The sequence below is a fragment of the uncultured Haliea sp. genome (genome assembly GCF_963973825.1).
Classification (GTDB): Bacteria; Pseudomonadota; Gammaproteobacteria; order Pseudomonadales; family Halieaceae; genus Haliea.
The window spans coordinates 1-25,604 of the sequence record NZ_CAXBAE010000017.1; the positions used below are offsets into that span (position 1 = coordinate 1).

20 protein-coding genes are annotated in these 25,604 nt (G+C 64.0%); 12 read left to right on the plus strand and 8 right to left on the minus strand.

The genetic code is table 11. The annotated features are described in order from the left end of the window. Positions 1–421: 421 nt before the first annotated feature. Together cmoB and cmoA are read right to left on the minus strand one after the other, a co-directional pair. Complete coding sequence (gene cmoB / locus AACZ17_RS15950) at positions 422–1,396, minus strand: tRNA 5-methoxyuridine(34)/uridine 5-oxyacetic acid(34) synthase CmoB (RefSeq protein WP_290737470.1); 975 nt, start codon at positions 1,394–1,396, stop codon at positions 422–424. Continuing rightward, on the minus strand, positions 1,393–2,124 hold the full coding sequence (gene cmoA, locus AACZ17_RS15955; RefSeq protein ID WP_290737467.1) for a carboxy-S-adenosyl-L-methionine synthase CmoA: 732 nt from the start codon (positions 2,122–2,124) through the stop codon (positions 1,393–1,395). Before cmoA ends, cmoB begins: the two co-directional genes overlap by 4 nt. A 106-nt stretch (positions 2,125–2,230) precedes the next feature. Between cmoA and AACZ17_RS15960 the strand changes: the two genes are divergently transcribed. Next, positions 2,231–3,169, plus strand: coding sequence for an aminotransferase class IV (locus AACZ17_RS15960; RefSeq protein WP_290737465.1), 939 nt, complete (start codon positions 2,231–2,233; stop codon positions 3,167–3,169). Positions 3,170–3,173: 4 nt separating this feature from the next. Beyond that, a complete protein-coding gene (locus AACZ17_RS15965) occupies positions 3,174–3,941 on the plus strand; it encodes an HAD family hydrolase (RefSeq protein ID WP_290737463.1) in 768 nt (255 codons plus the stop codon). Here AACZ17_RS15965 and AACZ17_RS15970 read toward each other — a convergent pair. Both AACZ17_RS15970 and AACZ17_RS15975 read right to left on the minus strand, forming a co-directional pair. Then, on the minus strand, positions 3,938–4,999 hold the full coding sequence (locus tag AACZ17_RS15970) for a purine nucleoside permease (RefSeq protein WP_290737460.1): 1,062 nt from the start codon (positions 4,997–4,999) through the stop codon (positions 3,938–3,940). The two genes, AACZ17_RS15965 and AACZ17_RS15970, sit on opposite strands and share 4 nt — an antisense overlap. Before the next feature lie 116 nt (positions 5,000–5,115). Continuing rightward, entirely contained in the window at positions 5,116–7,275 is a 2,160-nt protein-coding gene (locus AACZ17_RS15975) for a TonB-dependent receptor (protein ID WP_290737457.1), read from the minus strand. Positions 7,276–7,527: 252 nt separating this feature from the next. Between AACZ17_RS15975 and AACZ17_RS15980 the strand changes: the two genes are divergently transcribed. Beyond that, entirely contained in the window at positions 7,528–8,943 is a 1,416-nt protein-coding gene (locus AACZ17_RS15980; RefSeq protein ID WP_290737454.1) for an amidohydrolase family protein, read from the plus strand. Continuing rightward, the gene (locus tag AACZ17_RS15985; RefSeq protein WP_290737451.1) at positions 8,940–9,506 is read left to right on the plus strand and encodes a cupin domain-containing protein; all 567 of its coding nucleotides are present in this window, start codon (positions 8,940–8,942) and stop codon (positions 9,504–9,506) included. The genes AACZ17_RS15980 and AACZ17_RS15985 overlap by 4 nt, the downstream gene beginning before the upstream one ends. On the opposite strand, the gene AACZ17_RS15990 is transcribed toward AACZ17_RS15985, so the two are convergent. Further along, complete coding sequence (locus AACZ17_RS15990) at positions 9,503–10,105, minus strand: phosphoribosyltransferase family protein (protein ID WP_290737448.1); 603 nt, start codon at positions 10,103–10,105, stop codon at positions 9,503–9,505. The genes AACZ17_RS15985 and AACZ17_RS15990 overlap by 4 nt on opposite strands. A 131-nt stretch (positions 10,106–10,236) precedes the next feature. Between AACZ17_RS15990 and AACZ17_RS15995 the strand changes: the two genes are divergently transcribed. The 3 genes from AACZ17_RS15995 to AACZ17_RS16005 are packed head-to-tail and all read left to right on the plus strand — an operon-like array spanning position 10,237 to position 14,235. Beyond that, the gene (locus tag AACZ17_RS15995; protein ID WP_290737445.1) at positions 10,237–11,553 is read left to right on the plus strand and encodes an NCS2 family permease; all 1,317 of its coding nucleotides are present in this window, start codon (positions 10,237–10,239) and stop codon (positions 11,551–11,553) included. A 25-nt stretch (positions 11,554–11,578) separates the two neighbouring features. After that, positions 11,579–13,021 carry a beta-Ala-His dipeptidase gene (gene pepD, locus AACZ17_RS16000; protein WP_290737442.1) on the plus strand — a complete coding sequence of 481 codons (1,443 nt, stop codon included), beginning with the start codon at positions 11,579–11,581 and terminating at the stop codon, positions 13,019–13,021. Between the two features lie 17 nt (positions 13,022–13,038). Continuing rightward, positions 13,039–14,235 (plus strand): amino acid aminotransferase, encoded by a 1,197-nt coding sequence (locus tag AACZ17_RS16005; protein WP_290737439.1) that lies wholly within the window; start codon positions 13,039–13,041, stop codon positions 14,233–14,235. Positions 14,236–14,263: 28 nt separating this feature from the next. On the opposite strand, the gene AACZ17_RS16010 is transcribed toward AACZ17_RS16005, so the two are convergent. Together AACZ17_RS16010 and AACZ17_RS16015 are read right to left on the minus strand one after the other, a co-directional pair. Beyond that, a complete protein-coding gene (locus AACZ17_RS16010) occupies positions 14,264–16,153 on the minus strand; it encodes an ATP-binding cassette domain-containing protein (RefSeq protein ID WP_290737436.1) in 1,890 nt (629 codons plus the stop codon). 137 nt (positions 16,154–16,290) lie between these two features. Further along, positions 16,291–17,697 (minus strand): mechanosensitive ion channel family protein, encoded by a 1,407-nt coding sequence (locus tag AACZ17_RS16015; protein ID WP_290737433.1) that lies wholly within the window; start codon positions 17,695–17,697, stop codon positions 16,291–16,293. 157 nt (positions 17,698–17,854) lie between these two features. On the opposite strand from AACZ17_RS16015, the gene AACZ17_RS16020 reads away from it, so the two are divergent. Together AACZ17_RS16020 and AACZ17_RS16025 are read left to right on the plus strand one after the other, a co-directional pair. After that, entirely contained in the window at positions 17,855–19,807 is a 1,953-nt protein-coding gene (locus AACZ17_RS16020) for an acetoacetate--CoA ligase (protein ID WP_290737429.1), read from the plus strand. Positions 19,808–19,902: 95 nt separating this feature from the next. After that, positions 19,903–20,949 (plus strand): COX15/CtaA family protein, encoded by a 1,047-nt coding sequence (locus AACZ17_RS16025; protein WP_290737426.1) that lies wholly within the window; start codon positions 19,903–19,905, stop codon positions 20,947–20,949. Positions 20,950–20,968: 19 nt separating this feature from the next. Here AACZ17_RS16025 and AACZ17_RS16030 read toward each other — a convergent pair whose 3' ends face one another. Next, entirely contained in the window at positions 20,969–21,187 is a 219-nt protein-coding gene (locus AACZ17_RS16030) for a hypothetical protein (RefSeq protein WP_290737423.1), read from the minus strand. A gap of 246 nt (positions 21,188–21,433) precedes the next feature. Here AACZ17_RS16030 and AACZ17_RS16035 point away from each other — a divergent pair, with 246 nt between their 5' ends. From AACZ17_RS16035 to AACZ17_RS16045, 3 genes are read left to right on the plus strand one after another with little or no spacing between them, the layout of a single operon-like run. Then, positions 21,434–23,560, plus strand: coding sequence for a type I secretion system permease/ATPase (locus tag AACZ17_RS16035; RefSeq protein WP_290737421.1), 2,127 nt, complete (start codon positions 21,434–21,436; stop codon positions 23,558–23,560). After that, positions 23,557–24,966 (plus strand): HlyD family type I secretion periplasmic adaptor subunit, encoded by a 1,410-nt coding sequence (locus tag AACZ17_RS16040; RefSeq protein ID WP_290737419.1) that lies wholly within the window; start codon positions 23,557–23,559, stop codon positions 24,964–24,966. The genes AACZ17_RS16035 and AACZ17_RS16040 overlap by 4 nt, the downstream gene beginning before the upstream one ends. Then, on the plus strand, positions 24,966–25,577 hold the full coding sequence (locus AACZ17_RS16045; RefSeq protein WP_290737417.1) for a response regulator transcription factor: 612 nt from the start codon (positions 24,966–24,968) through the stop codon (positions 25,575–25,577). Before AACZ17_RS16040 ends, AACZ17_RS16045 begins: the two co-directional genes overlap by 1 nt. Positions 25,578–25,604 lie beyond the last annotated feature (27 nt).

Below are 25,604 nucleotides of genomic sequence, written 5' to 3' on the forward strand. Positions count from 1 at the left end.
GCTCGGCGGCGGCCATCCATGGCCGCCGACGGTCCCCCCAGCGCCCGCACCGCCCCCACCGGCACTTGCGGCTTGGGTGGTGAAGTCTGGCATTGAAGGGGCGGGGTGGGGCAGCGCCCGGGAGCAAGTTCTGGCACCGCAACCAGATGAGCAGGGCGACGCGGCGCTTGAGAGTAAGTTCTGGCACCACAACCTGATGAGCAGGGCGGCGTGGCGGATGGGGGCGAGCAGGACTGTAGGAAACAGGGATGCTTCCTTCAAGCCCCCATGGATGGGTTCACGGCGTGTCCTGGTCGCCCCCATCCGTCGCGCCGTCCGCCACCGCAGCCCAGCCCAGCCCAGCCCAGCCCAGCCCAGCCCCAGCCCAGCCCCAGCCCAGCCCCAGTCCAGCCCCGTCGAGCGCCGGCAGCGCCCATCTGCCTCACGGCGCCCGAGCCGTCACCACAGCCCGCATGGGTGCCGGATACCCCTCGATCGTGCGCGTGGCATCCTCGGGGTCGAGGAAGTCAGCCAGCGACTGGAAACGCATCCACTCGGTCTGCCGCTGTTCTTCCACGCGTGTGATCGAAACATCCACCAGCGCCACATCGCGGAACTTCAGTTTGCGCAGCCAGGACATCAGCGTGTCCGGACTGGGCAGGAACCAGACATTGCCCATGCGTGCATAGCGTCCTTCCGGTACCAGCGTGGCGCCCAGCGGTCCGTCGATGACCAATGTTTCCAGGATCAGCTGTCCGCCGGGTCGCAGGCAGTCACGCAGCTCCTGCAAGTGATCCATGGGTGAACGCCGGTGGTAGAGGACGCCCATGGAAAACACGCTGTCGAACGCCTGCAGATTGGCGGGAACGTGTTGAATGCCCAGCGGCAACACCCAGACGCCGGGGTGCTGCAGGTATTTCTGCAGGGCCCAGTACTGCACGACGAACAGTGGAGTGGGGTCGATGCCGATGACCTCTCGCGCACCGGCGCCCGCCATGCGCCAGCAGTGGTAGCCGCTGCCACAGCCGACGTCCAGTACACGGCGGCCATTCAGGTCATCAATGTGGTTCTGCAGTCGCGCCCACTTCCAGTCCGAGCGCCACTCGGTGTCGATATCCACGCCGAAGAGGTTGAAGGGACCCTTGCGCCAAGGATGCAGGCGCTGCAGGGTGGCGCGCAGTGCTGCCCGCTGGTTGGCATCAAGGCCGGGCTCCAGGCTGGCTCCGACCTGCGCGCGATCGAGATGTCGGGCGCTGGGGGTGAGGTCCGGCAGGTCCTCCAGGGCAGCGAGCCAGCGTGGCAGGTCACCGTAGCGTTCAGGCGCAAGACCGGCGGCAATCTGTGCCGGCAGCTGCTCCGCCCAGGGGGCCAGTTCGCCTCCCTGCCAGCGCCGGATGAGCGGGCCGTAGTCAATCATTTCAGCGCAATCAGGGAGGCGAAGTTGAAGCACTGGAACCAGACGTCGCAGCTGCTGAAGCCGGCTTTGCGGCAGCGGTCGCGGTGCTGCTGCAGGGTTTCGCGGCGCAGGTAGCCGTCCAGGGCATCGCGTTTCTGGGCAATTTCCAGGTCGCTGTAGCCATTGGCGCGCTTGAAATCGTGATGCAGGTCGATGTTGAGGGCGTCCAGGCGCGGGTCTTCGAAGGTGACTTTCTCGGAGAGCACCATGATGCCGCCCGGGCGCAGCCCGGCGAAGATCTGTTCGATGACGGCGTCACGTTCTTCGCGGGCGATAAACTGCAGGGTAAAGTTCAGTACCACCACCGAGGCATCGGCGATCTGCACATCCTGCAGGTTGCTGCACACGAGATCGACCGGTATCTCGTGGCTGTCGGTATCGATGACGCTGCGGCAGCGCTCCAGCATGGCGGTCGAGTTGTCGACGCTGATAATCCGGCAGTCGGTGTGCTGCAGGTTCTGGCGCATGGCGAGGGTGGAAGCGCCGAGTGAGCAGCCGAGATCGTACAGGCGGCTGCCCGGAGTGGCGAATCGCCCGGCCAGCAGGCCCGTCATGGCAATGATGGTGCTGTAGCCCGGCACTGAACGACGGATCATGTCGGGGAAGACCTGGGCCACGCGGTCGTCGAAGCGAAACGGTGTGGGCTCGGGCACGGGTTGCGCGTAGATGTTGTCGCGTGGTTCGGACACGGGAGTGGCTGCCTGGCGCTGCTGCAAGTGGCGGGATTTTATCATGGATGTACTTGCCGCCCGAATAGCGCACAATATCGCGCGCTGAAACGGTTGGAGCTGGAGCATGAAAGGCACGCACGAATATGCGGGGGATCCGCGCAACGAGACGATTCTGATTGACATCAACGGCACGATTTATCCGCGTGCCGAAGCACGGGTGTCGGTGTTCGACTCGGGATTTATCCTCGGCGACGGGGTCTGGGAGGGGCTGCGCGTTGAAGGCAATACCGTCCTCTTCCTGGAACGTCACCTGGAGCGGCTGTTCGAGGGCATGAAGACCCTGGATTTTCAGCCGGATTTCAGCCGCGAAGAACTGGCGGCGCGGCTCTACGCGCTGCTCGCGGCCAACGGCATGAGCGACGGTGTGCACATCCGCCTGATGGTGTCGCGGGGCGTGAAGGCAACCCCCTACCAGGACCCGCGCATGACCATCACGCCGCCCACTGTGGTGATCATCCCCGAGTACAAGCAGGCGCTGCCCGAGGTGGTGGAAAAGGGCGTCAGGCTGTACACAGTGTATGTGCGGCGCGGGTACTCGGACGTGCAGGACCCGACCCTGAACACCCACTCCAAGCTGAACTGCATCGGGGCCTGCATACAGGCGACCAAGGCCGGTGCCGATGAAGCGCTGATGCTGGACCCGCATGGCTTCGTCGCCACCTGTAACTCCACGCACTTTTTCATCGTGCGCCGGGGCGAGATCTGGACCTCGACCGGGGACTACTGCCTGGACGGTATCACCCGCGGCAAGGTGCTGGAGATGGGACGTGAGCTCGGCCTCACGGTGCGCGAAACCAATTTCACGCTCACCGATGTCTACAATGCGGAGGAAGCCTTTGTGACGGGAACGTTTGCCGGCCTGGTGCCGGTGACGGAAGTCGATGGCCGCCAGATTGGCGAGCCCGGTGCGGGGCGCCCGATGATCCAGCGTCTGCAGGCACAGTACCGGGAAACCGTCGCCCGCTATATCGCCGGCCCCGGCCAGCAACACCCGCGGGGCTAGTTCGATGGAGACTCTACGACTGGCCATGTGGTCTGGCCCGCGCAATATCAGTACGGCATTGATGCGCGCATTCGAGAATCGGCCCGACTGCGCGGTGGTGGATGAGCCGTTCTATGGCTACTACCTGCAAGCCACCGGGCTGGACCATCCCGCCGGGGATGCGGTCATGGCCAGCATGAGCTGCGACTGGCGCGAAGTAGCACGGCAATTGTGTGAAGAGCTGCCTGCGACGGCGGACCCGGGCGCCTGCACGCTGTTCTATCAGAAGCACATGACCCAGCACATCCTGCCGGCCATGGACATGGCATGGACCGACCGGCTGGTGAACTGCTTCCTGATTCGCGAGCCGCGCAGAATTATTGCGTCCTACGCCCGGGTGCGGCCGGAGTTCGCGCTGGAGGAGTTGGGTTTCCCGCAGCAGTGGGACCTGTTCCAGCGGGTTGCCGACCGGCTGGGCACGGCGCCGCCGGTGATTGACTCTGCCACCACACTGGCCGACCCGGAAGGCGTGCTGCGTGCGCTTTGCGCACGCGTGGGTATTCCCTTCAGCAGCGCCATGCTGCACTGGCCCGCGGGTCGCCGGGACAGCGACGGCGTCTGGGCGCCTCACTGGTACGCAGCGGTTGAGGCCTCAACCGGCTTTCAGGTCGTGAACGAGCTGCCCTTGTCCGAGGTTGAACTGCCTCCGGCCTGCGAGGCGATGTGCGAAAAGGCCGAGGCAATCTACGCGAAACTGATCCCGCATGCGCTGGGCCGCGAGGCCCGGGCCTAGCGGGAAGGGATGGTAACGGCGTGCTGCTCCCAGTCGGCCAGTAGCGCGTCGATAACCTTCCTGCCCACCTGATAGGCGTTTTCCAGAGCCGCATCCAGGCCGGCATAGCTGTCATGCTGCTCTTCCAGCAGATAGGCCGCGGCGGATTTCCCGGGCGGTGGCAGGGTGAAATTGGAGGCGGTGCGCAGGACCATGACCCGGTTCTTGTCGACCTTGCCGGCTGCGTGCAGGTAGGTCAGGGACTGAAACGTGCCGGTATCCTCCATGGCCGAGCTGACAAACTCACCCTGGCCATCGGTCCAGTACTTGACCCATTCATTGGCCCAGTCGTTGAGCTTTTCCCCGTGCCAGAAGGTCATGGCGGCCAGTTGGTCACCCTTGATCACTCGCGGTGGCTGCTGGCCCACGGGGTAATCGACATAGGGGGCGCGCGCTTCCTTGAGCGTGGGGTGGTCGGGCAGTTGCATGTCTTTGGTCAGCGCGTAGGCCCAGTTCACCAGGCCTGTGTTGAGCCGGAACACCTCGCCCAGGTTGTAGCTCTTGCGTGCTGTGTCATTTGGCCCCTGGCTGAACAGCGGAAAGTAGCCGTGGCGCCAGTTTTCGGGAATTTCCCGGGCATCGATCTCATGCGCGAGGTCGCCGTCGACCAGCCACTCTGCCCAGGCCACCGAGCCCAGTGACGCATCCGCCGGGTCGAAGCCGGAAATGCCGGCAACCAGCCAGTAGGCCCGGCTCAGGTCGAAGCGCGGGTCCAGGCCCAGGGCCATCACGCTGGCGGCGGCGTTGGCGGTGCCCATACCCGTCACAATCCCCAGCACACCTGATTCCAGGTTCATGTGAATGTCGTGGTGCATGTGCGGTGCGGCAAACCGGGTATCCAGGGGCACGCGCTCATACCAGCGCTGGAACTCGCCGGCCTTGTCTCCGGTGTCGGCGTCGGTCTCGAACATGGTGACAACGACCACCTTGACGGGAATGGGGCCGGTGCCGGGCTCTTCAGCCGCTGCCGGTCCCGCCAGCGCGGCGATGAACAGGGTCAGCAATGCGAATTTCATCATGGTGAATGGATGTCCTCGTTGGAGAGAAAAAGGGCGGCGCCGACCGGGCAGGTCGGGCGCCAGCCTGCCAGGGAAGCGGGCCGGGGGGGAGCCGCCGGCCGCTTGCCCTGACGCGTTCAGAACACGCTGGACAGCGACAGCCCCCATACGCGCGGCTCGTTGGTGAAGCCGGTCAGGTTGTTGAAGTCGATGGCCCCCTGCACGTTTTCCTCATCGGTGATGTTGCGGCCAAACAGGGCGATTTCATAGCTGCCATCCCGCAGGCGCCAGCCAAGACGCAATCCGCCCTCAAACTGGCCATCGGTGACGAACTCCACAGCATCGTACAGGAACAGCTGGGTGTCGCCCTGGTAGGACCAGTCAGTGAAGGCAAACACTTCCGACTCACGGCCCACGGGCATGCGCCAGGAGGCACTGAAGTTGAACGTGGTTTCCGGTGCCTGGGGGAAAGGATTGCCGTCTACAGCCACCAGCCCATTGGCATCAATGGGGTTCAGGACTGTGCAGGCGCCGCTGCCGCAGGGGGCTACGCGCAGGCTGCTGTCGTTGATCTCCGTGTCCGCATAGCCGGCGCCGAAGGTAAGCGACAGCGTGTCGGTCACCGCCCACTCCACGTCCAGTTCGCCGCCCATACCGGTGCCCTGGTCGGCGTTCACCAGCTGGATGGCGTTGTTGCTGCCACCCACAGCCGTGAACTGGATATCGTCCACTTCATAGTAGAACAGCGCTGCGTTGAGGCGCATGCGACCTTCCAGATACTCTGCCTTGTAGCCGAGTTCGTAGGAGGTCACGGTCTCGGAGTCGGCGATGGAGGGCGCGGCACCAAAGGCGACGTCGCGGCCCTGGATGGTGGGCGCGCGGAAGCCGGTTCCCACTTTCGCCCAGTACAGCGACGCGTCATCCGCGGCAAAGGACAGTGCGAGGTCACCAGTCACCTGGTCGTCAGATACGCTCTCCTGAAAACCGGGTGCGAAGAAGTCCTTCTCGTCATCGGTCCAGCGCAGGCCCGCGGTCAGCGTCCAGGCCTCGGTGAGTGCGTAGTCGGCCTGGCCAAAGACGGCAAAGGAGGTGTTTTCGTGCGTGACCGTCGTCGCCGGCACGAAGAACGGGCTGGTTTCGACATCCAGATCGGAATCAAAATAGAACAATCCGGTTTGCCAGTTCAGGCGCTCACCGCTGTTGCTGGCCAGACGGAATTCCTGGGTGAACTGCTGTACATCTGCTGCATCCTGCGTTTGCGAGGGGAAAGGAATGAAGCCCGGACCCATGAAAGGCAGGAACGAGGCACCAAAACCGCCGTCGATGTCGCCCAGGCTGCGTCCTTTGGCGTCTTCCCCGGCGGTGATGGAGGTGAGCGTTACCGCGTCGAAAGCGTATTCCAGCTTGAGGTTGAGCCCGGTATTCCGGTATTCCTGCGGGTTGTTGTCGCCCTCGTCAAAGAACACGGTGTCACGGATGTAGTTTTCATTCAGGCGGTTGCTGCCGGTGTCGAAAATATTCGCGCGAAACACCGCGGCCGTGCCGTCAAGATCCCGATGGTGCGCGCCCAGCAGCGCGCTCAGTCGATCGTTGGGTTCGAACAGCAGGAAACCCTTCGCGGCTTTCTCGATGAATCCGCCGAGCGCATCGCCCTCGCCGGTGAAGCCGTTGTCGATCCAGTCACCGCGGCTCTGGTAAAGCACGGCAATGCGAGCGGCGACCGTTTCTGTCAGGCCACCGCCGACGGCGCCTTCAAAGTTCAGGGTCTCCAGCTCACCGATATCCACCTTGGCGCGGCCCTCGAATTCCTGGGTCGGCTTGCGGGAGTCGAATTTGACGATGCCGGCCGTTGTATTCCTGCCGAACAGCGAACCCTGGGGGCCGCGCAGTACTTCTACCTGTTCGATGTCGAACAGCGGAAAGCTCTTCAGGACCACGTTTTCCTTCACGATGTCATCCATGATGATGGAGACGGGCTGTGAGGCGGCCAGGTCGAAGTCAATGTTGCCGAGGCCGCGGATGTAAAAGCGCGGCGCTACCCTACCATTGGAGGATTCCACATACAGGCCGGGGACCCGGGCAGAAAGGCCCCGGATATCGGCACCGCCCTCAAAAATGGCGCTGAAACGCTCTCCGGACAGGGTGGCAACGGAGAGCGGTACGTCGAGCAGGCTCTGCTCCCGCTTCTGTGCCGTCACAATGATTTCTTCCAGCTGCGCCATGGCCGGGGCGGTTGCAGCGGTGGCAGCGGCGATGGCTGCGGTGAGGGCCAACCGGGATACGGTTATGCGCTTCATGAGTAGATCTCCTGAATGATCGGGATGGGTTCGTTAGTTACTGGCTTGCAGAGCGCAAATGGGGTCTGGTGCCCGCGGGTGGCCTTGACGGCGCATGGGGCGAAATTTACGCTGTTGCGCGCGGGGCTGCAGCCCCGCGTGGGAAAAATACCAGTATTTGACCATGTTCAATCGGCCGCAAGGCTGGCGGCAGGCGCTGGAAACCCCGATTCTGGGCGGTGCCCCGACGCAACGGGGAGGAGGAGTTCTGTCTTGAAGCTGTTTTATGCCGTTTTTGTACTGGGCCTACTGGCATCGTCCCCAAGCGCGCTGGGCACGCCTGCGCAGCAGGCAGATCTCATCGTGTATGGCGATTACCTGCTGACCATGGACCCGGCGCAGCCGCGGCTGCATGACGCGGCTGTTGTCGTGCAGGGAGATATCATCGTCGCTATCGGCACCCGCGCGGAGATCGAGCGCAACTGGCGTGCGCAGGTCACGCTTGATGGCGAGGGGCGCGTGCTGATGCCGGGGCTGGTCAATGGCCACACTCACTCGGCCATGACACTGTTTCGGGGTATGGTCGATGATCTCGACCTGATGACTTGGCTCAACGCCTACGTCTTTCCCATGGAAGGGCGTTTCGTCACGCCCGAGTTCGTCCGGGTAGGTGCCGAACTGGCCTGCTGGGAGATGATTCGCGGCGGGACCACAACCTTTGTCGACATGTATTTCTACCCGGACGAGATCGCCGCCGTGGTCGAGCGTTGTGGCCTGCGCGCGGTGGTGGGTGCGCCGCACATCGATTTCCCCAGCCCCGGCTTCCAGGGCTGGGAGGATTCCTTCGCCGCCGCTGACGATTTTGTGCGCCGCTGGCAGGGCAGGCATCCGCGCATCACGCCGGCCTTTGCGCCGCACGCGCCCTACACCGTATCCCCGCAACACCTGCAGGCAACCGTTGCCAGGGCGGCAGCGCGCGGTGCGCCGATCAGCATGCACCTCGCGGAGGCGCCGGCAGAAAGTGAATACGTGCAGGAACAGTTCAGCACCAGTCCGGTGCAGCATGTTGCGGGCCTGGGAATGTACGACGCCGCCCTGATTGCTGCGCACATGGTGCAGCTGGACGCCGCTGATATCGCGCTCACTGCTGCTGCGGGGATTGGCGCGATACACAACCCCACGTCGAATATGAAGCTGGGTGCGGGTATAGCGCCGGTCAGCGCCATGCTGGCTGCGGGGGTCAACGTGGGTCTGGGCACCGATGGTGCTGCCTCGAACAACGATCTGGATCTGTGGGAAGAGGTTCGCATGGCGGCGCTGCTGCACAAGGTGGCCAGCGGCGACCCCACAGCGTTGCCGGCAGGCCAGGCGCTGGCGATGGCGACCCGGCTGGGTGCAGCGGCCATTCGCAAAGGCGATGAGATCGGCCAGTTGAAGGTTGGCATGCAGGCAGACATGATCCAACTGGATGTCAGCCAGACCCGGCACCTGCCGCTGTATGATGTGGAGTCACACCTCGTGTATGTGCTGGACAGCAATGACGTGCAGACGACCGTTGTGGCGGGCCGGATACTGATGCGGGATCGCAAGGTGCTGACGATCGACGAGTCCAGCCTGCGGGCACAGGTCACCGCGGTGAGTGACCGTATCCGTGGAGCGCTGGCCAGCCAACAGGAGAACGCATCGTGAAAAGAGGTGTTGCCACAGCAATGGCCTGCGCAGCAGCGGCCGCTGCGGTCAGTGCAGGGGAGGTCGGGCCGGTGCCGGATAAAACGGCCATTATCGAAACACTGGGGCTGGAGCCGCATATCGAAGGGGGCTACTTCGTGCGTACCTTCCAGCCCGATCACCGGGCCAAGGTGGATACCCCGGCCGGACCCCGCTACACCATGACGGCGATACATTACCTGCTGACCGACGACTCACCCATCGGGCATCTGCATCGGAACCAGTCTGACATCGTGCACTTTTTCCACATGGGCTCACCCGTCCACTACTACCTGCTGTACCCGGACGGGCGCCTGGAGACCGCGGTGCTGGGGCAGGACCTGGCGGCAGGGCAGCGACTGCAGCTCACAGTGCCGGGTGGCGTGTGGAAGGCCTCGCATTTGCCGGAGGGAGCGTACGGCCTGATCAGTGAAGCTGTGGCGCCGGGCTTTGACTACGCCGACATGGCGCTGGCAGAGCGCGCTGCGCTGCTCGAGGCGTTTCCGCAACACGCCGGTGTGGTGCGCCGTTTCACTCGCGACTAGCGTTGACCTGCACCCGACAGTTGCTGTTGCAGCGAGGCCATGATGCTGGCGAGTTCGGGCTTGTTGGCGCGAATCTCCTCAACGGTCAGGCCGTGCAGCTCGTGCGGGAACACCAGCCAGTCGGCGGTTTCGTGGATGTAGTAGTCGGGAACGCGATCGGTCTTGTTGTTGCCGGGCTTGTAGTAGGGGGTTGCGATGCGGATCTCAGGCGTGTTCTTCTTGCAGGCTCGATGCAGGTCGTGAATCACCTGGTCGATGGACAGTCCCGTATCGTGCACGTCATCCACGATCAGCAGAGAGTCCTCTGACTCGAGCTGCCTGATGATGTAGCTCAGTCCATGCACTTTGACGTGCCGGTCGCGCTCGCCGATGCCGGTGTAGGATGAGGTGCGTATCGCAATGTGGTCCGCGGTGACGCCGAGCACATCGAGCAGTTCCTGTACAGCGATGCCCACCGGCGCGCCGCCGCGCCAGACGCCGACAATGTAGTTGGGGCGATAGCCGCTCTCAAAGACCTGCCAGGCTAGCTTGAATGAGTCTTCCAGCAGCTGCTGGGCGCTGATGTAGTGCTTGTGCATGGTGTTCCTGTTCCCGTTCATGTGGTTGCCGCGCAGCGCAAGGCTAGCATACACGTGCGCGGGCCGCGTGGAGTATGGTGCCGTCGGTGGCGATTGCGTACACTTTGTCTTCCCGCGCCCAGCGCGCACTCCCAGCGGAACCAGGCCACTTCATGAAACAGGCGCAACCGGCCAATGGCCTCCTTGAACGCGTTTTCAGGCTGACTGAGCACGGCACTTCGGTGCGCACCGAGGTCATCGCCGGTGCGACAACGTTTGTCACCATGGCCTATATCATTTTCGTCAATCCGCAGATGATGGCCGCCGCGGGGATGGATGCCCCCGCCGCCTTCGTTGCCACCTGCCTGGCATCGGCGCTGGCCTGCTATTTCATGGGCCTCTACGCCAACTGGCCGGTCGGGCTCGCGCCCGGGATGGGGCTCAACGCGTTCTTCACCTATACGGTTGTGGCAGACATGGGCTACAGCTGGCAGGTCGCACTGGGGGCAGTATTCCTGGCCGGCGTGCTGTTTGTCATCATGAGCGTCACCCGGCTGCGCCGCTGGATGCTCGACAGCATACCGATGAACCTGCGTGTCGCCATGGGCGCTGGAGTGGGGCTGTTTGTGGGCTTTATCGGCCTGAAGAGCGGCGGCCTGATTGTGGCGAGCGAGGCAACCTTCCTCACACTGGGGGACTTCACACGCCCCGAACCCTTGCTGGCCGCTGCAGGGTTTCTGCTTATCGCCGTGCTCTCCGTGCGTCAGGTGCCCGGCGCCATTATCGCCGGTATTTTGGCGACCACCGGGGTGGGGCTGGTGTTCGGGCTGGTGGAGTACCAGGGTCTGGTCGCGGCACCGCCCAGTCTGGCGCCCGTGTTCATGCAACTGGATATCATGGGTGCCCTGGACCTGGCCATGACCAGCGTGATCATCGCGTTTCTCTTCGTGAACCTGTTCGACACCGCAGGCACCCTGCTGGGTGTGGCCAGCAGGGCCGGCCTGGTGGACGCGCAGGGCAATATCAAACACATGGATCGCGCCCTGAAAGCTGACAGCAGCTCCAGCGTGGTGGGTGCTTTTCTCGGCTGTGCGCCGGTTACCAGCTACGTGGAAAGTGCCACGGGTGTCGCTGCCGGCGGCCGCACGGGGCTCACGGCCGTGGTGGTCGGCACGCTGTTTCTCGCAGCCATTTTCTTTGCGCCCCTGGCCGGTATGGTGCCGGCATTTGCCACCGCCGGTGCGCTGGTTTACGTCGCCATGCTGATGCTGGGCAGCCTGGAGGGACTGCTGTGGGACGACCCCACGGAGCTGTTGCCGGCACTCGTCACCGTGGTGATGATTCCGCTGTCGTTCTCCATCGCCAACGGGATTGCGGTGGGTTTCATCAGCTATGTCGTGATCAAACTGTTTGCCGGCCGCTTCCGCGATGTCTCGGTGGGGGCGTGGTTCCTCGCTGCCATCTTCATCGCCAAGTTCGCACTGATATAGGCCCGATAGACGCGAGGGGGTAACCATGAAACCGCAGGGGTTTCCGCTCGATCCAGAGCATATCTGGGAGCATTTCTACCAGCTGACGCGGATCCCGCGGCCCTCCAGGGCGGAGGCCGCCGTCCGTGACTACGTGATCGGCCAGGCCGAGGCCCACGACTGCCGTTGGCAGCTCGACGCAACAGGTAATCTGGTGGTCTACGTACCCGCCTCCCCCGGGCGCGAGCGGCACCCCACGGTGATCATCCAGAATCATCTGGATATGGTGACGGTGAAAACCGGTGACAAACAGCACGACTTCCACCGCGATCCCCTCACCCTGCAGGTGGAAGATGGCTGGTTGCTGGCGGATCGCACCACGCTGGGCGCGGATAACGGTGTGGGCTGCGCCGCGGCGTTGGCGCTGCTGACCGACCCGGATGTGCAGCACCCGCCGCTGGAGTTGCTGTTCACTGTCGACGAGGAAACGGGCCTCGGCGGTGCACTGGGACTGGATGCGTCGCTGCTCAGTGGCCGTGTCATGTTGAACCTGGATACCGAGGACTGGCACGAGCTTTACGTGGGCTGCGCCGGTGGTGCCGCCTGGGTGTTTTCACGGGAATATCCGCTGCAGCCTGCAGCGGAGGGTACCCGTTGCTGGACACTGGAAATCAAGGGCCTTGCCGGTGGGCATTCGGGTATCGAGATTCACCTGCAGCTGGGTAACGCGCTGAAACTGCTGGTCGAGGCCCTCGCGGATGTGGCCTCATGCCAGCTGGCGGCGGCCAGTGTGGGTGTCGCGCACAACGTGATCCCCCGGGAGGGCTGGATCCGTTTTGCCTGCGACGATGTCGATGCCGGGGCGCTGCAGCAGCGGCTGGAGGCCTTGCAGCGGCGCTGGTGCAGCTATCTGCCGGCGGCGGACCAGGGAGTTGAGTTGCTACTGCAGCCCGGCGAGCCCGCCGCGGTGATGAGCGCCGAGGACAGTCGGCAGCTACTGCAGGTCATCGCGGCGCTGCCCCACGGGGCACAGGCCTACAGTCCGGCCCAGCCGGCGGATCTGGTCGACCTCAGCGTCAACCTGGCGCGCCTGCAGCTGGGCGAAGGGCGCCTGGAGCTGGAATCCAGTATCCGTTTCTTCAATCCCGAGCAGGCTGCCGGGCTGCGCCTGGCGGTGGAAGGCCTGGCGCAGCTGGCCGGGTTGCACATCCGGCGCATCGACGGCTATCCCGGGTGGCAGCCAGACTTTGCCAGCCCACTGCTGGCCCGCGCCAAGGCCCTGCATGAACGCCTGTTTGACAGCGTGCCTGCGGTCAAAGCCATCCACGCCGGCCTCGAATGCGGTATTCTGAAGAGCAAGCTGCCGGACGCCGATATCCTGTCCTTTGGCCCCACTATCCGCGGTGCGCATTCGCCGACCGAACGCCTGCGCATCGCTACCGTGCCGCCTTTCTGGCGCTACCTCACCGCCCTGTTGGCGGAACTCTGACCCAGGAGACTGTTGCCATGCTGGAATGCCTACCCCAGGTGCCGGAAGATTCCATCCTCGGACTGGCCGCCGCGTGTCGCGCCGACCCCAACCCGCATAAGGTGGATCTGACCGTTGGCATCTACATGAATGAAGAGGGCCTGTGCCCGGTGTTCGATGCCATCCGCCTGGCCCAGGAGGCTCTGGTCGGGGAAGAGCGCACCAAGGCCTATATGCCGCCCGCCGGTGACCCCGGCTTCAACAGTGGCATGCAACAGCTGTTGCTGGGCACGGGCAGCCGGGCACTGCTGGAAGGTCGGGTGAGCAGCCTGCAGACACCGGGTGGGTGTGGTGCGTTGCGCATTGGCGCCGAAATTATCCAGGCCGCGGCGCCGGGTGCCAGGGTCTGGGTGTCCGACCCTACCTGGCCGGTGCACATACCGTTGCTGGGCAGCGTTGGCCTGCAGTTCGCGACGTACCGCTACTACGACCCCGCCAGTCACGGGGTGAATTTCACCGCCATGGTGGAGGACCTCAAGGGCGCGCGGCAGGGTGATGTGGTGCTGCTGCACGGCTGCTGCCACAATCCCTGCGGCGCGGACCTCGACCTCGAGCAATGGGCGCAGATTGCCGCGATGGCGGAATCGCAGGGTTTTCTGCCTTTCGTTGATATTGCCTACCAGGGCCTGGGTGACGGTCTCGAGGAGGATGCGGCAGGCCTGCGACTGCTGGTGGAGCGGCTGCCTGAAGTCTTGATTGCGGCCTCCTGCTCCAAAAACATGGGACTGTATCGCGAGCGTACGGGAGCCACGGTATTCGTCAGTGCTACAGCCGCCAGCGCCGAGGCCCTGCGCACCCAGGCGCAGGTCGCGGCGCGTCGCATCTATTCCATGCCGCCAGCGCACGGCGCCCTGCTGGCCGCGCGCGTGTTGCAGGACGACGCATTGAATGCCAACTGGCGGGATGAGCTGCAAGCCATGTGCCGACGCATCAATGGCCTGCGCACGAGCCTGGTCAGCAAGCTGGAGCTTTGCACGGAGCGCGATTTCAGCTTTATTGAGCGTGAGAAAGGCATGTTTTCCTTCCTCGGCCTGACCCCCGGGCAAGCGCTGGCGCTGCGTGAGCAGTACAGTGTGTATATGCTGGATTCCTCGCGGATCAACATCGCGGGTATCAACGGCGCGAACATCGATTACCTGGCGGAATCGGTGGGCAAGGTGCTGCAGTCGCCCTGAGCAGGCCGTTGCCTCCTTCGGCGAGGTATCAGGACTCCAGTTCCGCCCAGCGCTCGATGGCGGCATCGAGGGCGTCCTGCACACCGCTGAGTTCCGCCAGCACGGCGTCCACCGCGTCGCGACTCTGCTGGTAGAACGCGGGGTCCGCGGTGCGCGCTTCCAGTGCAGCCTGCTGTTGCTCGAGCGCTTCAATCCGCGCGGGCAGAGCATCCAGTTCGCGCTGTTCCTTGTAGGACAGCTTGCGGCGTGCGGGGGTGCTGGCGGCGGGCGCTGATGTCGCCGGCTCCGGTTTGCTCGCCGGCATCTGCTGGCCCCTGGTTTCGGGCTCCACCAGCTGGCCGCCGCGAGCTTCCCAGTCGCTGTAACCACCGGCCTGTTCTTCCACTGTGCCGTCCCCGCGCAGGATCAGCAGCTGTGTCACTACATGGTCCATAAAGTCGCGGTCGTGGCTGACCAGAATCACCGTGCCGTCGAAGGACAGCAGAATGTCCTCCAGCAGCTCGAGGGTTTCGATGTCCAGGTCGTTGGTCGGCTCGTCGAGCACCAGCAGGTTGGCCGGCTTGCTGAACAGGCGGGCCAGAATGGCGCGGTTCTGCTCGCCGCCGGACAGGGCCTTGACCGGCGTCCGTACACGCTCTGGACTGAACAGGAAGTCGCCGAGGTAGGAGATGGCGTGGCGACGCTTGCCGTTCAGCTCGATGAATTCCTGTCCCCCGCAGACATTGTCGATCAGGTTCTTCTCGGGCTCCAGCTTGCCACGCAGCTGGTCCGAGTAGGCGATCTCCAGCTTGGTGCCCAGGGTTACGCGGCCTTCGTCAGGCTGCAGTTGCCCGAGTATCATTTTCACCAACGTGGACTTGCCCGCACCGTTGGGTCCGACAATGCCGACCCGGTCGCCGCGCTGAATAATGGTGGAAAAGTCGCGTATGACGGTTTTCCCGTCGAAGCGCTTGCTGACCTGTTCCAGCTCCGCCACGACCTTGCCCGAGCGGCTGGCTTCCTCGACCACAAAGTTGGCGCTGCCCACCCGCTCACGGCGCTGCTGGCGCTCACTGCGCATCTTCTCCAGCGCCCGCACGCGGCCCTCGTTGCGAGTTCGCCGCGCCTTGATGCCCTGGCGAATCCACACTTCCTCTTGCGCGAGTTTCTTGTCGAACAGTGCGTTGGCCCGTTCTTCGGCCTCCAGCTCCTGTTCACGGTGGGCGAGAAACCCCTGGTAGCTGCCCTCCCAGCTGGTGAGGTGGCCGCGATCCAGCTCGGCGATGCGTGTGGCAACGCTCTGCAGGAAGCGGCGGTCGTGGGTGATCAGCACGATCGCCCCGCGGTACTGTTGCAGCTGGGTCTCCAGCCACTGGATGGCGGGAATGTCGAGGTGGTTGGTGGGCTCGTCCAGCAGCAGGATATCCGGGTCGGCCACCAGGGCGCGTGCCAGGGCGACGCGCCGACGCCAGCCGCCCGACAGCTCGCCCATTTTGGCGTCCTGCGGTAATTGCAGCTGGGTAATGGTGGTTTCCACCCGCTGCTGCAGGGTCCAGCCATCTGCCGCCTCCAGCGCCTGCTGTACCGTGCTCAGGCGATCGAAGTCGATGTCGTCGCCCTCGTGCAGCAAGCGGTGGTATTCCGCCAGCAGCTTGCCGGTGTCTGCCAGGCCCTCGGCAACCACATCGTACACAGTGCTGTTGTCGGCGTCCGGCAGCGTCTGCTCCAGCCGGGCGATGCGCACCCCGGGACGTACCCAGCGCTCACCGGAATCGGCCTGCAGTTCGCCTGCAAGAACCCGCAGCAGGGTTGTCTTGCCTGCCCCATTCCGCCCCAGCAAGCCCCAGCGCTCGCCGCGACGAATGGTCAGGCCGACGTCGTCCAGCAGTACCTGGGTACCGTAATGAAGCTGCAGGGATTCGAGTTTGAGCAGGGGCATGAGCACGCTGTCGTTGAAACGGGGGCTGCATTCTACGGGCTGTGCCCGGCGGGGGCCAGCGGTGCGGCATCGCGGGCACCCCAGCTGGATCGATCGCGACGAGGGGACCGGTCTTCAGATCACCCAGCCGGAAGCGGCTAGAGCAGGTTTTCGCCCCCTTCGGGCAGACGCGAGGCCTGCGCCTGCCTTTCAATGTCACTGTCGGTATTTTTCAGGTCGCCCTCGGCGATATGTGTTCCAACGTTGTCTGGCGCGGTGGGGGTTGAGTCGGAGGGGAAGGTGACACCTGCTTCCCCCGAAGGCTCCTGCAGGTCGACCCGCAGGCCCGCGGGGAAAGTGATCTCCCGGACCTCGCCGGGCATCGAGATCCCAGCCTGCTCAAACGCGGTTTTGACCAGACGAATGGCGGCCGAACGGACCTTTTGCGCATCATAAGTCGCAGTGTTGACCCAATAGCTCAACCGGAGGTTCACCGTGGAAGCCGCCAGTTCGTCCACCAGCACCAGCGGTTCGGGTTCATCCAGTATGGCGGGATGCTGGCGCAACACGTCCAGTGCCGCGGTTTGTGCCGCGGCAATAGCGTCTTTGTACGCGATGCCTACAGTGAATTCCTGTCGCGTGCGTGGGTTTGCCGTAAAGTTGACGATTTCATTCTTGTAGATGATGGCGTTGGGGATCTGCACATGGTTCCCATCGCGGGTCATGATCAACGTGGCGCGGGTATTCACTTTTTGCACGAATCCCCGGTGGTTCTTCACCTCGATAAAGTCGCCGACGGCGAAGGGGCGCTGCATGCTGATCAGGATGCTGGCGAGAAAGTTCTCGGCGATGTCGCGAAAGGCGAAGCCTATCGCCAGCCCCAGTAGCCCCGTGCCGCCTACCACCGTGACCGCGAGACTGGTCAGGCCGGCAATACGCAGCACGATATACAGTCCGAGTATGAACACCAGCGCGGCGCTTGCCCGGGAGAGCATGTCGCGAAGCAGGCGCGTGCGTACCCGCCTGATCAGCAGGCGGCTTGAGGCTGTCGCTGCCAGGCCCGCCAGCAGCCAGGTGAAACCGAGCAAGGCCAGTGCCAGTAGCGCCAGCGGGAGCGCGCGGAAGGTGGCTGCCGCCATGGCTTGCAGCTGCGCATACGTCGGAGACAGATCCCAGGGCGATGACGTTGCCAGGGTGATATTGTTGACCACCGCGACCACGCCCTGCGCATTGCGTGCCAGCGTGCCGGCCCAGGCCTGATGTTCCGGTTTCTGTGCCTCGCCGGTGAGGAAGACAATGCCGTTGTCGACGCGCACCTGCACCGACGCGAACCAACCCGTTGCCCCGAGGATCGCCCGCAGGCGGTTGGCGATGGCATCGTCCGCGGTTACGCGCTCAACGGCAATTGAGTCGGCGACTGAGAGTTCGCTGGACGTTGTCGCAGCGCGCGGCTCCCCCGGTTCCGTATCCGCAGCGCCGGCGAACGCTGCAAGCAGGCATGGCAGCAGCACAAAGAGCAGAGATGTGCGCCGTAAGTGTTGCCGTGGCAGGTTAAAACTATCCATGAGCCTCGCACGCTTCTTTCAGGGCAGCCGGTCGGGCGGATGCAGTGTAAACCCAATCTGGGCACAAGTGCAGGTGTGCTGCACAGCTGCTGTCCGTGATTGAATTCCGCGGCGTCCGGCGGCATGCTGGCTGCCGGTATCGATACAGGATTTACGGATGTCAGCGCGGCCCCTATGGAAGCCCTCCCCGGAACGGCGCGCGGAGGCACAGCTCACGCGGTTTGCTGCGCAACTCGCGGCGCGCGGTGCACTCCCTGAGCATGCGGACTACTTTGCCGTGCATGACTGGGCGCTTGCCCAGCCGGCGCGGTTCTGGCGTGCGGTGTGGGATTTCACCGGCGTGGTGGGCGAGCCCGGGACAGACGTGCTGACGGACGGGGATCGGTTCCCCGGTGCGCACTGGTTTCCACAAGCACGGCTCAACTTCGCCGAAAACCTGCTGCGGCGCCGGGATGATCACCCCGCGCTGGTGGGCCTGCTGGAGAACGGGGAGCGGCGGGTCGTCAGCTATGCCCAGCTTTACCGGCAGGTCGCGGCCCTTGTTGCCCGCCTGCGCGCCCTGGGTATCGGGCCGGGTGACCGGGTGGCTGGCCTGATGCCCAACGTGCCTGAGGCCGTTGTCGCCATGCTCGCCACGACAGCCCTGGGTGCCACCTGGACCTCGTGCTCGCCGGATTTCGGCGCCAGCGGCGTGATTGACCGCTTTGGGCAGGTTGCGCCCAGGGTGCTGTTCTGTGCCGATGGCTACTACTACAACGGCAAGGCCTGCGACTCACTGCAGCGCCTGGAGGGCATTCTGCAGGCCATCGACAGCATCGAGCAGCTGGTGGTCGTCCCGTTGCTGAGTGCCCGGCCCACCTTGCCGCAAGGAGCGCCTGCGGCCCTGTTTGGGGATTTCCTCGAAGACACGGCAGCCGCCATCGAGTTTGCCCGGTTGCCCTTCGATCACCCCGTGTACGTGATGTATTCATCCGGTACCACCGGTGCGCCCAAGTGTATCGTGCACGGTGCCGGCGGCAGCTTGCTGCAGCATCTGAAAGAGCATCGCCTGATGTGCGACATCGGGCCCGGGGACGTGTTCTTCTATTACACCACCTGCGGCTGGATGATGTGGAACTGGCTGGTGAGCGGGCTCGCCAGTGGCGCCACCCTGATCCTGTACGACGGCTCACCCTTTGCCGGTGAAGGCCGCCTGTTGCTCGATGCCATCGACGCTGAGGGTATCTCGGTGTTCGGTACCAGCGCGAAATTTATCGCGGCACTGGAAAAAGCGGGTATCCGGCCCGCGCAGACCCACCGCCTGGATACGCTGAAAACGATTCTGTCCACGGGCTCGCCACTCCTGCACGAGAATTTCGAGTACGTGTACCGCGACTTCAAGCAGGATATCTGCCTGTCCAGTATTTCCGGCGGTACCGACATCCTCTCGTGCTTCGTGGGTGGGTCGCCGACCCTGCCTGTGTATGCCGGCGAAATTCAGGCTCCGGGTCTGGGTATGGCGGTGGAGATCCGGGACGCGGACGGCAACTCCGTGCAGGCGCAAAAGGGGGAACTGGTGTGTGCCGCGCCGTTCCCCTCTTGCCCCCTGGGTTTCTGGAACGATGTCGACGGTGAACGATTCCGTGCCGCGTATTTCCAGCGCTTCCCGGGCGTGTGGGCGCAGGGTGATTACGGCGAGGTCACCGCCAACCGGGGTTTCATCATTCACGGTCGTTCCGATGCGGTACTGAACCCCGGGGGCGTGCGCATTGGCACCGCCGAGATCTACCGGCAGGTGGAGCAGTGCGATTCGGTGCTGGAGAGCGTGGTCATCGGTCAGCAGTGGCAGGACGATGTGCGGGTTGTGCTGTTTGTCGTTTTGCGCCCGGGGCGGACCCTGGACGCAGCCCTGGAGGCGGAGATCCGCCGACTTATCCGCAGCAACACGACCCCACGGCACGTGCCTGCCCGCATTGTCCAGGTGGCCGATATCCCGCGTACCCTCAGCGGCAAGATCGTCGAACTGGCGGTGAGAAACGTGGTGCACGGGCTCCCGGTCAGCAACACGGATGCGCTGGCCAACCCGGAGGCGCTGGCGCTGTTCCGGGATTTGCCCAGCTTGCAGTGCTGACGTTGAACAGGGGAGTGCCGCTGGCACGCCGCTCGCGGTTGAAATTCGGTTATCATTGCGCCCCCTGATGCAGGCAGGCAGGCCGAGGCAGCGCGATGGTACTTACGCAACAGACACACTACGACCGGCAGGTAGCCGGGTGGCTCATTCTCTGTGCCGCTGTGATTTTTGGCATGATCCTTCTGGGTGGCGTGACGCGTCTGACCAACTCTGGCCTGTCCATGGTCGAGTGGCGTCCGATCATGGGCATCATACCGCCGCTCACCGACGTGGCCTGGCAGGAGGTCTTTGACAAGTATCGCCAATCACCTGAGTACCTGAAAATCAACCGCGGCATGTCGCTGGACGCCTTCAAGACCATTTTCATGTTCGAGTACCTGCACCGGGTGCTCGGCCGCCTGATTGGCATACTCTTTTTCTTTCCATTGGTCTTTTTCGCGCTCACCGGGCGGGTGCGTGCTGGGTTGATGCCGCGCCTGTGGTTATTGTTCGTGCTCGGTGGCTGCCAGGGCCTGCTGGGCTGGTACATGGTGAAGAGCGGGCTGGTCGACAACCCGCATGTCAGCCAGTATCGACTGACCGCACACCTTGGACTGGCGTTTGTGATTTACGCCCTCATGTTCTGGGTGATACTGGATGTGCTGGCGGGGCGGCGACCCGCTGCCGGACAGCCACATGCGCTGGCGCCCTGGGGCGCGGTGTTGGCAATGCTGGTGTTCCTGATGATTCTGTCCGGTGGTCTGGTGGCGGGCACCAAGGCCGGGTTTGCCTACAGCACCTGGCCGCTGATGGGTACGTCGTTTCTGCCGCCGGGTCTGTACAGTGGTGAGCCGGCCTGGCTCGACGCCTTTGAAGACATCACCACCATCCAGTTCAATCACCGCATTTTCGCCTACCTGCTGTTTGTGTTGATCCACCTGTTTGCCTGGCACCTGTGGCGCTCGGGCCTCGGCGCGCGGGCGCGGCTGGCGGCGGGTCTGCTGCTTGCGGCACTGTGGTTGCAGGTCACCCTGGGCATCAGCACCTTGCTCCTGCACGTGCCGATCAGCCTGGCGGCGGCGCACCAGGGTGGCGCTGTGGTGCTGTTGTCGGCAACGCTGTACGCGGCGCATCTGCTGCGTCGCGGCGCCCCGGCCGCCTGAGGCGGCGCCGACCAGGTCGCTACCAGAAGCGCAGGACGGTGTCGTCTTCCCGGCGCCCGGGGCGCAGCCGCCGGTCCTCGTTTTGCGGGTCGAAGCGCACCGTGGCGCGGCGATCAGTATTACTGCGGCGGTCCAGCCTGCGCCGGTCCGGCCCCGCGTATTTCTTGTTGCCTTGCCGGTCAGCGCAAAACGCTGGCGACAGGTCTCGCGCCTCAAACAGCGTGGGTTTGTCTGACATCCAGTAGCCTCCTCAATCCCGGGGTCCTCGGGCCTTCCGGCCCCGGTAATTGCTACAGTGTGGACTCCTGCAGTGCTTCCTGCACGGATTTGGCGCGGTCTTTCTGTGATGTTGTGACCTGCGTCACATAGCAATTCACCCCCAACTGACTTATCCTCTCATCATTAATTACTAAAATATTCAGTAGCTTAGAAGGCATTGGTGATATTGTTTTAAAGGCTGCGAAGAAAGGGGCACGCGGAACCGATGACTGCCAGTATTGACGACCCACTGCTACAGAGCCTGCTGGCCCTGTGTCGGTATCATGGTGCCGCGTCTACCGCCGAGTCCCTGGTCGGCGGCCTGCCGCTGGATGAGGGGCGCCTGACGCCGTCCCTGGTGCAGCGCGCAGCGAGCCGTGCGGGGCTGGTCAGTCGCATTGTTGAACGCAGCGCGCGGGCGGTCGAGCCAGCGCTGCTGCCGGCGATTGTGCTGCTGCGCGACCAGCGTGCCTGCGTGTTGATGGGCTGGAGTGCCGACGGCGCTGAGGCCACGGTGATCTACCCGGACCTGAACGAGGCAGCAGTCAGCGTGCCTTCCGGGGAATTGCTGGCGGACGAAATGGGCAGTGTGATTGTCTGCCGGCCGCGTTTCCGCTTTGACCAGCGCACACCGCGCACCGGCACGTCGGAGCGCGGCCACTGGTTCTGGGATGCCATCCGCGCCAACATGCCCATCTACCGCGATGTCCTGCTCGCGGCATTCTTTATCAACGTCTTCGCGCTTGCGCTGCCCATCTTTACCATGAACGTCTATGACCGTGTGGTGCCCAACTACGCGGTGGAGACACTCTGGATGCTGGCGATCGGTGTCGTGATCATCATGCTTGCGGATATCGTGCTGCGCACCATGCGCGGTTACTTTCTCGACCTGGCCAGTCGCCGGGTGGACGTCGAATTGTCCGGCAAGATCATGGAGCGGGTGCTCGGTTCCCGACTGGAGAACCGCGCTCTGTCTGTGGGTTCCTATGCGGTGAACCTGCGTTCCTTCGAGACGGTGCGCGATTTCATTACCTCTGCCTCGGTGACGACCCTGATCGACGTACCCTTCGCCCTGATCTTTGTCGCCGTGATCGGCTGGATCGCCTGGCCGGTGCTCATTCCCCTGCTCCTCGGGCTGCTCGTGGTCCTGGGTTACGCCCTCGCGACGCAGGGCAAGCTGCGAGAGCTGTCGGAAACCACCTACCGCGCCGGTGCCCAGCGCAACGCCACCCTGATCGAAAGCCTGGTCGGCCTGGATACCATCAAGGCGATGGGTGCCGAATCGCGCATGCAGCGCAAGTGGGAGGAGAGCACGGCTTTTCTGGCCCACGTGGGGGTGCAGCTGCGGCTGGTCTCGAATTCCACTATCAACGTGACCCTGTGGGGCAACCAGATGGTTACCCTGTTTGTGATCATCACCGGTGTCTACCTGATTTCTGCCGGGCAGCTGAGTATGGGCGGGCTCATTGCCTGCAGCATGTTGAGTGGCCGGGTGATGGCGCCTTTCGGTCAGGTTGCCGGGCTGGTCACCTCCTGGCACAACGCCGAGATTTCCCTGAAGTCCCTGGACGAGGTGATGGCCAAGCCGATGGAGCGGGCCGAGGGCGCGCAGTTCCTGTCGCGGGAGATGTTCCAGGGCGACATTGAATTCCGCAACGTGTCCTTCGCTTACCCCGGCGCCGAGATGGAATCGCTGAGCAATGTGTCGTTCCGCATCCGTCCCGGCGAGCACGTCGCCATTCTGGGGCGCGTTGGCTCAGGCAAGTCGACTTTGCAGAAGCTGGCCATGGGCCTCTACCAGCCAACGGCGGGTGCGGTGATGGTCGACGGTATCGACCTGCGCCAGCTGGACCCCAGTGAGCTGCGTTCGCGTGTGGGCTATGTGCCGCAGGACGTCACCCTGTTTTTCGGGAGCTTGCGCGACAACATTGCGCTGTCCCACCCCAACGTCAGTGACAGTGATCTGGTGCGGGCGGCGGAAATCGCCAGCCTCTCGGACTACATCAACCGTCACCCCAAGGGCTTTGACATGCAGATCAGCGAGCGGGGTGACTCGCTTTCCGGTGGGCAGCGCAAGTGCGTGGCGCTGGCGCGGGCCATGGTGCACGAGCCGCCGATTCTGTTGATGGACGAGCCGACCGGGTCCATGGACCACTCGACGGAGGTGGCGGTGAAGCAGCAGCTGTCAGCCTGCCTGAAGGGGCGGACCTGGCTGGTGGTGACGCACCGCAATTCCCTGCTGGAAATGGTGGACAGGATTCTGGTCATCGACAATGGCAAATTGGTGGCTGACGGGCCGCGGGACAGCGTGATTCAGGCCCTGCAACAGGGCAAGATAGGAGCGGCCCGATGAGCGAGGAGCAGGTGACGACAACCGGAGCGGTGGCCGAGGCCGCATCTGCGCGGCCGCGCCGCTACCTCGCGGACTTCGTTTTTGCGCCCTGGCTGCGCAATGCGGCGGATGCCACGGGGAACTGGGAGCAGGATGTTCACCGCGCCTATCTGGAGCAGCAGCCGTTGCGCGCGCGCAACCTGCTGTATGTAGTGGCGGTTATTGTCATCGCACTTGTGACCTGGGCGGCCTTTGCCGAGGTCGACGAGGTGACCCGAGGCGAGGGCAAGGTCATACCCTCGCAGCAGATCCAGGTCATGCAGTCACAGGACGGGGGGGTGGTCACCGAAATACATGCGCGGGCGGGTGACGTCGTCGAGGCGGGGCAGTTGCTGGTGCGGCTGGATCAAACCCGTTCCACCTCTAACCTGCGGGAAAACCAGGCCGAGTTTCGTGCCCTGTCCGTGCGCGCGGCGCGCCTCAGTGCCAATCTGGCGGGCACCGAATTCATACCGGAGCCCGAGTGGTCGCTGCAGGCCCCGGGTATCGTCGAGCAGGAACAGGCTCTGTATACCTCGCTGCAGGCGCAGCTGACCCTGCAGCGGCAGATTGCCGAGGAGCAGTTGGAGCAGCGGCAGCAGGAACTGGCGGAGGTGACGGCGCGGTCACGGCAGCTGGCGCGTTCGCTGGAGCTGAGCCGCCAGGAGTTGAGCGTTACCCGTCCGATGGTCGCTTCGGGTGCGGTCTCGCAGGTGGAGATTCTTCGCCTGGAGCGCGAGGTGAATCAGCTTAGCGGCGAGTACGATCAGTCCCGCGCCCAGCTCAAGCGCATTGATTCCGCTATCGCCGAAGCGCAGCGGCGCCTGAGTGAAGTGGAAGTGGAGTTTGAGAATACGGTGCGTGAGGAGCTGACCGATACGCTCGCGCGCATCAACGGCCTGCGTGAAGCGGGAGAGGGTCTCAGTGATCGCGTGCGTCAGACCGAGGTGCGCTCGCCGGTCAAGGGCACAGTCAACCGCCTGTACTTCAATACCATCGGCGGCGTGGTACTGCCGGGCAAGGAAGTCATTGAAATTGTCCCGCTGGACGACAGCCTGCTGGTGGAGGTGCGGATTCGTCCCAAGGATATCGCCTTCCTTGTGCCGGGGCAGGAGGCCCTGGTGAAACTGACGGCCTATGATTTCGTGGTGTATGGCGGCCTTGAGGGCGTGGTCGAACACATCGGGGCCGACACCATCATGGATGAAGAGGGCAATCCCTTTTATGAGGTGCACGTGCGCACCAAAGAGTCGGGATTCGGCGAAGACATGCCGATCATGCCCGGCATGACGGTGCAGGTGGACGTGCTCACCGGCAAGAAAACGATCCTCGCCTACCTGATGAAACCTGTGCTGCGCGCGAAACAGTACGCGCTGACGGAGCGCTGATGAAACATGTGTTTGTGACGCCGGCCAACACGCTGCGGCCCCGGTGGCGCGAGGCATTTCCGGATGCGCTGGTCGTGGCAGCAGTCGAGCAACTCGCCGTAGACGCGCCGGCTGCCGAGGTGGCCTGGCTGGAGGCAAGCCTGCTGGACGCGGCGGCGCGCAACGCCGCCCTGGCCGCCGCAAGTGCCGCGGGGTATCGCGTTGTGCTGATGACGGCGACGCCCGCGGAAGCCGATGCCTTTCAGGCACTCAACGCGGGCGCGGTAGGCTATTGCCACAGTGAGTCGGCACCGGAGCAGCTGCGCGAGGTCGGCCTGGTGGTGGCCCACGGAGGTCTGTGGATGCCCCCCGAACTGGTGCAGCGCCTGATGGCCCTGTCCCTGCGGGTACAGCCGCAAAGCACGGGTCCAGGGCCGGACCTGGGTGCGCTCACGCCACGGGAGCGGGATGTGGCGCTGCAGGTGGCGCTGGGCGCGAGTAACCGGGAAATCGCCGCGTCGCTGGCAATCACTGAGCGCACGGTCAAGGCGCACTTGTCGGCGGTGTTCGAGAAACTCGGCGCCAGGGACCGGGTGCAGCTGGCGCTGATGATGAGCCAGGGTGCGTTTTGATCGCAGGCGATTGAGCCATCCGTCACC

What these genes read in the sequence shown, in the direction of transcription:
- cmoB (WP_290737470.1), bottom strand. Translation starts at nt 1,396, where the DNA reads ATGATTGACTACGGCCCGCTCATCCGGCGCTGGCAGGGAGGCGAACTG.
- AACZ17_RS15960 (WP_290737465.1), top strand. Translation starts at nt 2,231, where the DNA reads ATGAAAGGCACGCACGAATATGCGGGGGATCCGCGCAACGAGACGATT.
- AACZ17_RS15965 (WP_290737463.1), top strand. Translation starts at nt 3,174, where the DNA reads ATGGAGACTCTACGACTGGCCATGTGGTCTGGCCCGCGCAATATCAGT.
- AACZ17_RS15970 (WP_290737460.1), bottom strand. Translation starts at nt 4,999, where the DNA reads ATGATGAAATTCGCATTGCTGACCCTGTTCATCGCCGCGCTGGCGGGA.
- AACZ17_RS15975 (WP_290737457.1), bottom strand. Translation starts at nt 7,275, where the DNA reads ATGAAGCGCATAACCGTATCCCGGTTGGCCCTCACCGCAGCCATCGCC.
- AACZ17_RS15990 (WP_290737448.1), bottom strand. Translation starts at nt 10,105, where the DNA reads ATGAACGGGAACAGGAACACCATGCACAAGCACTACATCAGCGCCCAG.
- AACZ17_RS15995 (WP_290737445.1), top strand. Translation starts at nt 10,237, where the DNA reads ATGAAACAGGCGCAACCGGCCAATGGCCTCCTTGAACGCGTTTTCAGG.
- pepD (WP_290737442.1), top strand. Translation starts at nt 11,579, where the DNA reads ATGAAACCGCAGGGGTTTCCGCTCGATCCAGAGCATATCTGGGAGCAT.
- AACZ17_RS16005 (WP_290737439.1), top strand. Translation starts at nt 13,039, where the DNA reads ATGCTGGAATGCCTACCCCAGGTGCCGGAAGATTCCATCCTCGGACTG.
- AACZ17_RS16010 (WP_290737436.1), bottom strand. Translation starts at nt 16,153, where the DNA reads ATGCCCCTGCTCAAACTCGAATCCCTGCAGCTTCATTACGGTACCCAG.
- AACZ17_RS16015 (WP_290737433.1), bottom strand. Translation starts at nt 17,697, where the DNA reads ATGGATAGTTTTAACCTGCCACGGCAACACTTACGGCGCACATCTCTG.
- AACZ17_RS16020 (WP_290737429.1), top strand. Translation starts at nt 17,855, where the DNA reads ATGTCAGCGCGGCCCCTATGGAAGCCCTCCCCGGAACGGCGCGCGGAG.
- AACZ17_RS16025 (WP_290737426.1), top strand. Translation starts at nt 19,903, where the DNA reads ATGGTACTTACGCAACAGACACACTACGACCGGCAGGTAGCCGGGTGG.
- AACZ17_RS16030 (WP_290737423.1), bottom strand. Translation starts at nt 21,187, where the DNA reads ATGTCAGACAAACCCACGCTGTTTGAGGCGCGAGACCTGTCGCCAGCG.
- AACZ17_RS16035 (WP_290737421.1), top strand. Translation starts at nt 21,434, where the DNA reads ATGACTGCCAGTATTGACGACCCACTGCTACAGAGCCTGCTGGCCCTG.
- AACZ17_RS16040 (WP_290737419.1), top strand. Translation starts at nt 23,557, where the DNA reads ATGAGCGAGGAGCAGGTGACGACAACCGGAGCGGTGGCCGAGGCCGCA.
- AACZ17_RS16045 (WP_290737417.1), top strand. Translation starts at nt 24,966, where the DNA reads ATGAAACATGTGTTTGTGACGCCGGCCAACACGCTGCGGCCCCGGTGG.